General features: G+C 64.6%; 17 protein-coding genes. 8 read left to right on the plus strand and 9 right to left on the minus strand.

Annotated elements, in window-relative coordinates; genetic code table 11:
• The first annotated feature begins 46 nt into the window (after positions 1 to 46).
• The 3 genes from CFB24_RS13035 (at position 47) to CFB24_RS13045 (ending at position 1,958) form a co-directional block, all read left to right on the plus strand.
• Positions 47 to 1,174, plus strand: coding sequence for a DegT/DnrJ/EryC1/StrS family aminotransferase (locus CFB24_RS13035; RefSeq protein ID WP_176440444.1), 1,128 nt, complete (start codon positions 47 to 49; stop codon positions 1,172 to 1,174).
• 64 nt (positions 1,175 to 1,238) lie between these two features.
• Positions 1,239 to 1,538: a 2Fe-2S iron-sulfur cluster-binding protein gene (locus CFB24_RS13040; protein WP_088521068.1), complete on the plus strand. Its 300-nt coding sequence runs from the start codon at positions 1,239 to 1,241 to the stop codon at positions 1,536 to 1,538.
• Positions 1,539 to 1,745: 207 nt separating this feature from the next.
• Positions 1,746 to 1,958, plus strand: coding sequence for a hypothetical protein (locus CFB24_RS13045; protein WP_088521069.1), 213 nt, complete (start codon positions 1,746 to 1,748; stop codon positions 1,956 to 1,958).
• 68 nt (positions 1,959 to 2,026) lie between these two features.
• Here the strand turns inward: CFB24_RS13045 and CFB24_RS13050 are convergent, their stop codons facing one another.
• Both CFB24_RS13050 and CFB24_RS13055 read right to left on the minus strand, forming a co-directional pair.
• Complete coding sequence (locus tag CFB24_RS13050; RefSeq protein WP_088521070.1) at positions 2,027 to 2,452, minus strand: SufE family protein; 426 nt, start codon at positions 2,450 to 2,452, stop codon at positions 2,027 to 2,029.
• A gap of 89 nt (positions 2,453 to 2,541) precedes the next feature.
• Positions 2,542 to 3,180 (minus strand): glutathione S-transferase family protein, encoded by a 639-nt coding sequence (locus tag CFB24_RS13055; protein WP_088521226.1) that lies wholly within the window; start codon positions 3,178 to 3,180, stop codon positions 2,542 to 2,544.
• Positions 3,181 to 3,253: 73 nt separating this feature from the next.
• Between CFB24_RS13055 and CFB24_RS13060 the strand changes: the two genes are divergently transcribed.
• From CFB24_RS13060 to CFB24_RS13075, 4 genes are all read left to right on the plus strand, one after another.
• On the plus strand, positions 3,254 to 3,700 hold the full coding sequence (locus CFB24_RS13060) for a Rieske (2Fe-2S) protein (protein WP_088521071.1): 447 nt from the start codon (positions 3,254 to 3,256) through the stop codon (positions 3,698 to 3,700).
• A 2-nt stretch (positions 3,701 to 3,702) separates the two neighbouring features.
• Complete coding sequence (locus CFB24_RS13065) at positions 3,703 to 3,969, plus strand: DUF6156 family protein (RefSeq protein WP_338064192.1); 267 nt, start codon at positions 3,703 to 3,705, stop codon at positions 3,967 to 3,969.
• Positions 3,966 to 4,346: a group II truncated hemoglobin gene (locus tag CFB24_RS13070; protein WP_088521072.1), complete on the plus strand. Its 381-nt coding sequence runs from the start codon at positions 3,966 to 3,968 to the stop codon at positions 4,344 to 4,346. Before CFB24_RS13065 ends, CFB24_RS13070 begins: the two co-directional genes overlap by 4 nt.
• A 143-nt stretch (positions 4,347 to 4,489) precedes the next feature.
• Positions 4,490 to 4,885, plus strand: coding sequence for a group II truncated hemoglobin (locus CFB24_RS13075; RefSeq protein WP_088521228.1), 396 nt, complete (start codon positions 4,490 to 4,492; stop codon positions 4,883 to 4,885).
• Positions 4,886 to 4,959: 74 nt separating this feature from the next.
• Here CFB24_RS13075 and CFB24_RS13080 read toward each other — a convergent pair whose 3' ends face one another.
• Genes CFB24_RS13080 through CFB24_RS13100 form a run of 5 tightly spaced genes read right to left on the minus strand, consistent with a single transcriptional unit; the run spans position 4,960 to position 8,131 of the window.
• Positions 4,960 to 5,202, minus strand: a complete 243-nt coding sequence (locus CFB24_RS13080; RefSeq protein ID WP_088521073.1) for a hypothetical protein — start codon at positions 5,200 to 5,202, stop codon at positions 4,960 to 4,962.
• A 10-nt stretch (positions 5,203 to 5,212) separates the two neighbouring features.
• Positions 5,213 to 5,449: a hypothetical protein gene (locus CFB24_RS13085; protein ID WP_088521074.1), complete on the minus strand. Its 237-nt coding sequence runs from the start codon at positions 5,447 to 5,449 to the stop codon at positions 5,213 to 5,215.
• Complete coding sequence (nifV, locus tag CFB24_RS13090) at positions 5,446 to 6,636, minus strand: homocitrate synthase (protein ID WP_088521229.1); 1,191 nt, start codon at positions 6,634 to 6,636, stop codon at positions 5,446 to 5,448. The genes CFB24_RS13085 and nifV overlap by 4 nt, the downstream gene beginning before the upstream one ends.
• 5 nt (positions 6,637 to 6,641) lie before the next feature.
• Positions 6,642 to 7,811: a cysteine desulfurase NifS gene (gene nifS / locus CFB24_RS13095; protein ID WP_088521075.1), complete on the minus strand. Its 1,170-nt coding sequence runs from the start codon at positions 7,809 to 7,811 to the stop codon at positions 6,642 to 6,644.
• Positions 7,811 to 8,131 (minus strand): HesB/IscA family protein, encoded by a 321-nt coding sequence (locus tag CFB24_RS13100; RefSeq protein WP_088521076.1) that lies wholly within the window; start codon positions 8,129 to 8,131, stop codon positions 7,811 to 7,813. Before CFB24_RS13100 ends, nifS begins: the two co-directional genes overlap by 1 nt.
• A 158-nt stretch (positions 8,132 to 8,289) precedes the next feature.
• Here CFB24_RS13100 and CFB24_RS13105 point away from each other — a divergent pair, with 158 nt between their 5' ends.
• The gene (locus tag CFB24_RS13105) at positions 8,290 to 8,496 is read left to right on the plus strand and encodes a TOBE domain-containing protein (protein WP_088521077.1); all 207 of its coding nucleotides are present in this window, start codon (positions 8,290 to 8,292) and stop codon (positions 8,494 to 8,496) included.
• Positions 8,497 to 8,583: 87 nt separating this feature from the next.
• On the opposite strand, the gene CFB24_RS13110 is transcribed toward CFB24_RS13105, so the two are convergent.
• Both CFB24_RS13110 and CFB24_RS13115 read right to left on the minus strand, forming a co-directional pair.
• The gene (locus CFB24_RS13110; protein ID WP_088521078.1) at positions 8,584 to 8,826 is read right to left on the minus strand and encodes a hypothetical protein; all 243 of its coding nucleotides are present in this window, start codon (positions 8,824 to 8,826) and stop codon (positions 8,584 to 8,586) included.
• Between the two features lie 228 nt (positions 8,827 to 9,054).
• Positions 9,055 to 9,951 carry a CE1 family esterase gene (locus tag CFB24_RS13115; RefSeq protein ID WP_088521079.1) on the minus strand — a complete coding sequence of 299 codons (897 nt, stop codon included), beginning with the start codon at positions 9,949 to 9,951 and terminating at the stop codon, positions 9,055 to 9,057.
• Positions 9,952 to 10,087 lie beyond the last annotated feature (136 nt).

Below are 10,087 nucleotides of genomic sequence, written 5' to 3' on the forward strand. Positions count from 1 at the left end.
CGAAGGCGAAGGCCAGTATATCGAGATCCCCGACGAGCCGATCCCGATGTCGGATCCCGATCTGACGGCGGAGGAGTTGAAGGCGGTCGAGGCGGTGCTGCGTTCGCCCTTCCTCGGCGCCGGGCCGGTGGTCGATGAATTTGAAAAGGCGTTCGCCGCTTATCTGGGCCGCCGCTACGCCATAGCTGTCCCGAGCGGCGCGCTCGGCCTCGCGCTGATCCTGCTGGCGCAGGGCGTCGGCCCTGGCGACGAGGTGATCGCGCCGTCCTATTCGTTCCGCGAATGTGCGCAGGCCATCGCCGCCATCGGCGCGACGCCGGTTTTCGCCGACATCGACTATTGGTCGGGCTGCGTCACCGCGAAAAAGGTCGAAGCCAAGCTCACCGACAAGACCAAGGCCATCGTTGTCCTCAACGCCAACGGCCACCCCGCCGACTGGACTGTTCTGCGCGACCTCGCCGCCGCCAAAAGCCTGCCGCTGATCGAGGATTGCACGGAATCGCTCGGCTCCCGCTACAAGGGCGAACTGGTCGGCACGTTCGGCGACGCCAGCTTCTTCGACTTTTCGCAGCCGTGTCCGCTCACCTGCGGCGAGGGCGGCATGATCGTCACCGACAATGTCGATCTGGCCATGGCGGTCCGCCGCCGCCGTTCTCACGCTTTGGAGGAGCGCGGCTCCGTCGCCGTGACCAGCGCGCCGGCTTTGCAGGCCAAAATGAGCGACATCACCGCCGCGCTCGGCCTGGTGCAATTGTCGCGTCTCGGCGAAATCCTGGAGAAGCGCCGCGAGACCGAGGAAACCTACGCCAAATTCGTCCAGGCGTTCGAGGGCATCAAGCCGCCCTATGTCGGGCCTGACGTCACCGAACTGCACTGGTTCGTCTATGTCGTGCATCTCGGCACGCGCTACGACCGCAAGAGCCGGGACTCCATCGTCGAGGATTTGGCCACCGAACAGGTTGAGGCCGCGCCCTATAGCGCGCCGCTGCATTTGCAGCGTCATTATTTCGAGCGCGGCTGGCGTCGCGGCGATCTGCTCGTCACCGAAAAGGTGGCCGATCGCGCCGTCGCCCTGCCGTTTCACTGTCACCTCAGCGCGGAGCAGATCGAGTTCATCGTCGCGACCATGAAGGATTCCGTGGCGAATGTGGGCGCCGGCGCCGCCATCTATTGAGGCCGGGGCCGGAGCAAAAGGCGACCGCAAAAAGCGGCGTCAAAAAATAATGGAGTTGGGAAGAATGGCATCTGTGACTTTGGCGCCTTCCGGCCAGGTGGTCGAGGCGAATGAGGGCGAGTCCCTTCTGTCGGTGATCCTTAAGGCGATCCCCGGTTTCTCGCATAAATGCGACGGCAAGGCCCAATGCGGCTCCTGCCACATTTTCGTGCTCGAAGGCCGCAAGGGCCTGTCCAAAACCACGCGGGAAGAAAATTCCAAGCTCGACACGATCGTCGGCGTCAGCGCCAAGTCGCGGCTGGCCTGCCAGAGCAGCGTGCTCGGCACGGAAAACGTCAAGGTCGAAATTCTGAGCTTCGTCTGATCGTCTTTTCAAGGTCAGACGCAGAAACCTGCGCGGCGGGCGGCCGCGCGGGAAGGGAGTCGGCTTGCCTTTTTCGACAAGCCGGCGACGCGCGCGGAGGGACCGTCCCCGGCCTCCGCCTGTGCGCGAACGCCCAGGCCTTCTCCGGGATTCGGGCGAAGCGGGAGAAGGTTTGGGATCGGGGGCTTATTGTCAGGGAGTTCTCAAATGACGACGCAAGTTATCGTCCACGCCTGCTACTATCCCGACGGCACGATCAAGGAGATCGGCGAGCGTCCCGCCAGCATGACGGGTCAGCAATGGTTCAACTTCCTCTGCCAGAAGGTTCCGCACGCCGGCGCGGCGCTGTCGGGCGGCCGTCACATTTTCCGTCTGACGGCGGGCGACCTCGACGCGCTCAAGGCGGAGGCCGGCGCGTAAATCGGTTCAATCGGGCAAGCAAAACCCGCCGGAGGCGTCTCCGGCGGGTCTTTTTATCGGTGGAAATTTCAGGCGGCGGCGAGGGCGGCGGCGGCGTCGCGCTTGATGCGCTCGACCATGGAGCGCAGACCGTTGGAGCGCTGCGGCGTCAAATGCTGCTCGAAGCCGAGGCGCTTGAACAAGGCGGGGGCGTCGGCCGCGATGATTTCTTTCGCGGTATGGCCGGAGAAGAAGGCGAGCGTCAGCGCCACCAGCCCGCGCACGATATGGGCGTCGCTGTCGCCCAGAAAATTCAGAACGGGGACGCCGTCGGCGTTGCGCGCGATGCTGGTTTGCAGCCAGACCTGGCTGGCGCAGCCGCGCACCTTGTTTTCTTCGGTATGGGCCGCCTCGGGCAACGGGTCGAGGCTGCGGCCGAGTTCGATCAGATAGCGGTAGCGGTCGTCCCAATCGTCGAGGAACTCGAAGCTTTCGATGATTTCGTCCAGCGTCATGTCAAACCTTCTCGCTTGCGCGTGTCGCGCCGCCGATGCAAGAAACGCGCGACTCCTATTTCGCGCGTTGTCGCCTGTCAGACAAGCCCTCAGGCGCCTTTCGCCAGGGTTTCCGGCCTGTACCCTTCCTCGCGCAGCACCTGATTGACCGCCGGGCGCGCCAGCATGGCCCGGTAATGCCGCAAAAGATTGGCCGGCAGTTTCATCCCGACCTTGTCGGCCCAGAACGTCACATAGAACAGCACGGGATCGGCGGCGGAAAATTTGTCCGCGATCCAGTCGCGGCCTTCCAACTGCTTATCGACCAGAGCGAGGGCCTTTTGCGCCATCGCCAGGCCCTGCGCCTTGACGCTCTCATGCAGCGAAGAATCCGGGCAAAAATTGCCCGGCGCGAAATAGCGGGCGAAAGCCTGGCCGTGAATCGCCGAAGTGACGAAAATCATGGTTTCCAACGCCCGCGTCTCTTCCTCGGGGTCGGCGGGCCACAACTTGCCCTTGCGGCGGGTTTTGGCCAGCCAGAAGGCGATGGCCGCGACCTCCGTCAGCGCGGAGCCGTCCGGGCGCACCAAAGCGGGAATGTTGGCCTTGGGGTTGATGGCTAGAAATTCGGGTTTGAACTGGTCGCCGGCCGGCAGGTTGACGATATGGGCCTCGAAAACCTCCTCCAACTCCTCCAGCAGAATGTGGATGGCGGTCGAGCAGGACCCCGGCGTCATATAGAGTTTCATGGGCATTGGCGGATCTCCGACACTGGCGCGTTTCTTGCAATTTTTATGCGTTTCCAATTGCAGAGAGACCGCCATGAGCGTCAGCGCGGACAAGCCCCGCCCGGTGGAATATTTCGCCATTTGTGAAGTGGAGGAGATTCCGCGCGGCGGCGCTCGCGCCTTCGATCTCGCCGAACCGGACGGCGAGGGGCAGAAGCCATTTCGGATCGTCATCGCCCGCAACGCCCGCGGCGATCATTTCGCCTATCGCAACGCCTGTCCGCACCAGGGCGTGTGGCTGAATGTCGGCTCGGGGACGTTTTTCGACGACAGCGGCGCGTTGCGCTGCGGTCGTCACGGTTCGCGGTTCGATCTGGAAAGCGGAACCTGCGTCTCCGGTCCCTGCGAGGGCGCGCAGCTCGAAAAGATCGGCGTGGCCGTCGTCACCGGCGACGTGTGCATTCACGGCGTCAAACTGGTGGAGGAGCCGCGCAACTGGGACGACGACGAGACCATGGACATCACCATACCCCAAGGCTGAATGTGACCACCCGCTATTTCCTCGCCACCAATGGCGTCAAGCTGCCGCTCAAACTCGTCAACGAGATCGAACCGGAGGCGCTGACCAATCGCAACACGTTCATCCGCGCCGATTACGACGACGCCGGCCAATTGCTGCGGTTCGACAAGCTCGTCTATGGCGACGTCGAGCTGACCCATGTTTACGATTATCACGCCAGTGGCGCGCTGCGCCGGGCGGAGATCGTCATGCTCGACGAAGACCCGACCGTGCTGGACTTTCCCGCGTGAGCGAGGGCGTTTACCAGCGCATCGGCGGCGCCGCGACCATCGACCGGGTGGTCGAAAGCTTTTACGCCGCCATGGAGACCTTGCCGCAGGCGAAAACCATCCGCGCCATGCACGCCGACAATCTCGACGGCGTGAAAAAGGTGTTGAAGAAATATTTGAGCGAATGGACCGGCGGCCCCGCGCTCTATTCGCCGGAACGCGGCGCGCCGCGCATGCGCCAGCGCCATATGGGCTTTTCCATCGACAACGCCGCCCGCGACGCCTGGATGGCGTGCATGGACGCGGCGCTGGACGCGCATATCGCCGATCTCCAGGCGCGCGCCGAGTTGCGCGCCGCCATGAAGAAACTGGCGGATTGGATGCGCAACGCCGAATGAGGCGCCGTTCGCCTGTTGCAGTGCGCAAAGATCGTTTATGATGACATCGAATTGACGCAAGGCGCCGACTATGAGTTGGGCGGCGCATGGCGTCGAAAGGATTTGGCCGGGCGAGAGCCTGGCCGTAATGGAGTGTGGATGAAATGAACGACACGGCGGCTGGCAGCATGTATGAGCGCATCGGCGGCGCCGCGACGATCGAGCGGGTGGTCGAGAGTTTCTATCGCAATATGAACCTGATGCCGCAGGCGCAGACCATCCGCGCCATGCACGGCGACGGTCTCACCGGCATGAAGATCGCGCTGAAGAAATATTTGACCGAATGGACCGGCGGCCCCGGCGTTTATTCGTCGGAAAAGGGCCATCCGCCGCACATGCGCGAACGGCACGCGACCTTTCCCATCGACAATTACGCCCGCGACATCTGGATGGACTGCATGGACCAGGCGCTGGAGGAGCACATCACGGACGAAGGCGTCCGCGCGCAACTGCGTGAAAATGTGAAGACGCTCGCGGATCAGATGCGCAACACCAAATAAGCTTTTTCCGCATTCTGCGGATATTCCGCCGCCGTCAGCCCCCGCGCCGACGGCGGCTTTTCATTGCGCTTATGTCACGCCAGCGGCGTGCCGAAAAAATCCTCGTCCTCGCCACCGGCGATTCCATGCAGGCCGCGTGCGTTCTCCCACACGGCGCGCTCGGCCTCGTCCGCCTCGCGGTGGGCCAGCTTTCCTTCCGGCGCATCAGCCAGCAGCCAGGGTTTTCCGGTGCGCAGGAAGCGTTGCAAATGTTTGAGGTCATTGGGGCGGACCACGCATTTCGGCTTGTCGTCGACAAGAATGGTCATGGGAACCAACGCCGCCCTCCTAATAACCTTCCTTGGGACTGCCCCAGGATTTCGAGCCGGGAACCAGCGTCGCCGTGATCCTGGCTTTGTCCAGATCGGCCTGGTTGCGATAAAGCGTCGCCTCGTGAATGGTGACGCCGATCTTGTTCTTCACCGCGACATAGCGCACGGGCAGGTCGATTTCGCAACTATAGCCGCCGCCGGGATCGTCGGTCGAACGCAGGTCGCCGTTCCAGTCGACAAAAAAGCCGCTCATGGCTGCAGCCTCATTTCCGGCTGAACCCGCGCATTGGCGCCGGCCTCCTCGCCCTGCCGGCGGGCGATTTCCTCGCGGGCGACGCGGCGCACGCGGGCGTCCGGCACCAGCGTCTTGGTCATTTTGGCGATGGCTTTCACGCGCGACAAAACTGCCGCGGCGGTGGGGTGGTCGAGGTCGAGGCCGATCGCCGCGCAGACCGAGCGCACCGCCGCGAGACCGGAATGTTTGCCGATGACCACTTTGTGGCTGCGGCCGAGCAGCGCGGGGTCGAGGCCCTGATAAGTGCGCACGTCGGTCAGCAGACCGGCGACATGGATGCCGGATTCGTGGGTGAAAATATCGGCGCCGACAATGGGTTTGGCGCGGGGAATCGAATCGCGCGAAGCATGGGCGACCAATTCGCACAGGCGCATCAAACGCGTCGGATCGACGCCGCTGCGCGCGTCGGCGGTGCGGGGCAGGGCGACGGCGATTTCCTCCAGCGGCGCATTGCCGGCGCGCTCGCCCAGGCCGAGCACGGTGACGCTGGCGTGACTGGCGCCGGCGCGAATCGCGGCGAGCGTGTTGGCGGTGGCGAGGCCGAGATCGTTGTGGCCGTGGAACTCGACCGGCAAATCGGTCTCGTCGCGCAGCCGCTTGATATATTCATAGGTCGAGAACGGATCGAGCAGCCCAAGCGTGTCGGCGAAGCGGAAGCGGAACACGCCGAGCTTAGCCGCCGCGCCGGCGATCAGCCCGATGTCGCGCAAATCGGCGCGCGACGAATCCTCGCCGCCGAGGGCGACTTCCAGGCCCTTGTCGCGGGCGTAGCCGATCACCCGAGTCACGCGCGACGCCACCTCGTCGGGCTCGGCCTTCAACTTCACGCGCATCTGCAACCGCGACATCGGCGCGGAAATGTTGACGTGCTTGACCCCGGCCCGCAGCGCGGCGTCGACATCGGCCTCGTTGAGCCGGCACCAAGCGGTGACGCGGGGGCGGAGGTTCTGCCCGACAATGGCGGCGATGCCCTCGACTTCCTCATCCCCCATGGCCGGCGTGCCGGCTTCGATCTCATCGACGCCGGTCTCGGCCAGTTCGCGGGCGATGGCGACCTTTTCGGCGAGTGTGAAGACAACGCCCGGCGCCTGTTCGCCGTCGCGTAGGGTGGTGTCGTTGATCTGGATACGGTGGGAGGCTTCCATGGCGGTCACGCAGTCTTTTTCAGCATTTCAGCCCAGAGCGGCGATTTCTCGCGCACTGAGGCGACGATAGCGGGGAGTTTTTCGAGCACGAGGTCGATTTCGGCGTCGCTGGTTTCGCGCGACAGCGAGAAGCGCAGCGCGCCCTGCAGATAGAGCGGCGGAACTTTCATGGCGCGCAGCACGTGGCTCGGCTCCATGGTTCCCGAAGCGCAGGCCGAGCCGGAGGAGGCGGCGATTCCCGCCTGGTCGAGCTTGTGCAGCACCGCCTCGCTGTCGGCGCAGGCGAAGGCGATGTTCAAGGTGTTCGGCGCGCGTGCGCCAGAGCCATTGACGCGGGCGTCGGGAATCGCGGCGAGCAGGCCGGCTTGCAGGCGGTCGCGCAAAGCGGCGATACGGGCGCGATCGGCCTCCAGCGCCAGTTTCGCGGCCACGCCCAGCCCGACGACGCCCGGCGCGTTTTCGGTGCCGGCGCGGCGGCCGCGCTCCTGCTTGCCGCCGCGAAACAGCGGCGAGAATTTCACGCCCTTCTTCAGATAAAGCGCGCCAATGCCCTTGGGCCCGTGGATTTTATGGCCCGACAGCGACAGCATGTCGACGCCGGCGTCGCGCACGTTCAGCGCGATCTTGCCCGCCGCCTGAACGGCGTCGCTGTGGAACAGGGCGCCGCAGCCCCTGGCCAGCGCCGCCAGTTCCGCGATCGGGAAAATCTTGCCGGTTTCGTTGTTGGCCCACATGATCGAGACGACCGCCGTCTTGTCGGACAACGCGGCTTGGTAGGCGTCGAGGTCCAGATCGCCGGCTTCGTCCACCGCGATGACATGAACTTTGGCGCGGCCGGTCCTTTCAAGATGCTGGCAGAGATTGAGTACGGCGGGATGCTCGACCGCGCTCGTGACGATCTCGTTGCGCCCGGCCTGCGTCTCCAGCGCCGACAGGATCGCGGTCGCGTCCGATTCGGTGCCGCCGCTGGTGAAGATGACTTCGTGGTCGAATTCCGCGCCGATCAGCGCCTGAACCGCCTGCCGCGCCGCCTTCAGCGCCGGGGCGACCGCCGCGCCATAATCGTGCGTGGACGAGGCGTTGCCGAAACTCTCGGTGAACAACGGCAGCAGCGCCGCCACCACCTGCGGATCGACCCGCGTGGTGGCGTTATTGTCGAGATAGGCCGGGGCCATCAGGCGAAACTCTTGCCGCAGCCGCAAGAGGCGGTGGCGTTGGGATTCTGGAACACGAAGCCGGAATGTTCGAGCGAGCTGGCGTAATCGACCACCATGCCGGCCACCATCGGCTGCGACAGGTCGTCGATGAAGATCTGCACGCCATCGGCCTCGACCACGGCGTCGCCGTCGCGCTGTTCGGGCGCCAGCTCCAGCTTGTACATGAAGCCCGAGCAGCCGCCGGCCTCGACCAGGATGCGCAGGCCGCGCGCGGGTTCTTTCGCCGTGGCGACAATGGTTTTGGCGGCGGAAACGGCGCTGGGCGTCAATTGGATCATGGCAGGACTCCGCTGTTCGGCAGGAGTCGAGCAAGTCCGGCGCCAGCCTCCGTGTCGGAGACGCGACAGAGATCAAAGCGTGACGCTTAAGGAGGGATTATCAAGCCTTCTCTGAAGCGCGGCCTTGCCGCGAATCGGTTTTTCAAGAGGGCGAATTGATGAAAATTTCAGCGCGCAACGTCTTCCCGGGCAAGATCATCGAGATCAAGAAGGGCGCCACGACGGCCCATGTTCAGCTTAACGTCAACGGCCTGATCGTCACCGCCGCGATCACCAATGAGGCGGTTGAGGAACTCGGCCTCAAGGTTGGCGGCGAGGCTTCGGCGGTGGTGAAGTCCTCGGATGTGATGGTGATGGTCGGCTGACGCCGCACCCTTCGCATTGTCTTGTTTGCGACAGCAAAGCAAAAGCCCCGCAGGCGCGCCTGCGGGGCTTTTTGAGGTGGGATCGGTTCAGCCGGCGGTCAGCAGCAGGCAGACCACGATCATGGAGAACGCTTCGATAATCGCGATCATGCCGACGCCGGCCATGCCGACCGTCAAGGCGGCCGCGACCATTGCGCCGACCAGGGCGAAAGCGAACACGAAGAAAATGATGGCGTCGCGCCGCTCGGTATTGGCGGGGACGGCGGAGGACTCGGCGGGGACGGCTTCGACGGTTTCGTACGTGCCGGCGACAGTGGCGTTCAGCGTCATGGTAACCTCGGACTGGGAGTCAGCCGGACGGATTGGCGAGGGGGTGGACATTCCTCGCCAATCCGTTGAATCGAAGGCCTGGGCATCCGAGTCGCGCGGCGTTCTTTGATTTAGATCAAAGCCTGCTCATGATCTAGATCAAAGCCGTTGCGGACGCAAGCGATTTTCTTCGCCTGCCTCTGCGACAGCCGTACGGTTTGGTTACGAGAGCTTGAAACCCCGCCGGGGTCAGGCGCCGTTGCGCTGCAGGAATTCCCAGACGGCGTGATTGGCGTCGAAATCTTCCGGCGCGCCTTCGCCGTTGTCCGGCGCGCGGCCCGGCAGGCGATGGCTGGCGGAGTCGATTCGGATCAGTTCCGTCGGCGCCTTGCATCCGCTGAAGCCCAGCACCGCGCTATGCGCCGAGCCCTTGCGCTCGGGCAGGCGCTTGTCGTCGCGCCGGGCGCCGCAGCCGTTGATCTTCGCGAAGGCCTGCAGGCTCTGCTCGGCGCCAGCGGCGTCGAACTGAACGTCGCCGGCGGTGGCCGTTCCGCCGGCATAGGGAATCTTCGGGTCTTGCGAGGCGTTGACGGCGATATAGGCCAGCGGGGCGGCGGGCGCGCAGGCGTTGAGGTCTTTCGGCATGGCTGAGATGAGGGCCGCGAGTCCGGCGATGGGGCGTCCGATTCCGGCGCAGGCGGCGCGATAGGCGAGCGGGCCGCCGGAGCCGATTCCCACCACGAAAATACGGCGCGGATCCGCGCGCCCTTGATCGACCAGGTGATCCGTCAGACGGTGCAGGAAGTGCAGCTCATGGTCGGTTTCGGGGCCGGGCGTCAACGGCCAGCGTCCGCCGAGCGCCTCGGGATAGACGAAAATGGGTTTCGCGCCGGCGATATGTTCAAGGCCGTGATGGCGGCGGCCGCGCACGCCGAGCCCGCCCGACCGCTGCAGCACGATGATCAGCGGGCGCCGCCGCAATTTGAGGCGGTCGCGCTGGACGATCACGGCGGCGCGGGAAAGTCCGTCGGAGGAAATGGACAGACGCGCTCCGGCTTCGGCGGGCGCGGCGCCGAACAGGAGGAGAGCGGCGAGCCCAGGCGCCAAGGCGGCCCGCGCCGCCCGGAACAGATTATTCACATGCAAGAGACAATCTCCGAAACCGTGCGGAGCTTGCATCGCGCCCAAGGCGAAAACAAGGCGGGCCGACGAAATTGCGCCGCAATTGTCTGTGCGTTCCTCAGCGGCGCCAGGGCGTCATAATTCTAAGGGTTGACGCCGG

The sequence above is a fragment of the Rhodoblastus acidophilus genome (genome assembly GCF_900187365.1).
GTDB lineage: Bacteria > Pseudomonadota > Alphaproteobacteria > Rhizobiales > Beijerinckiaceae > Rhodoblastus > Rhodoblastus acidophilus.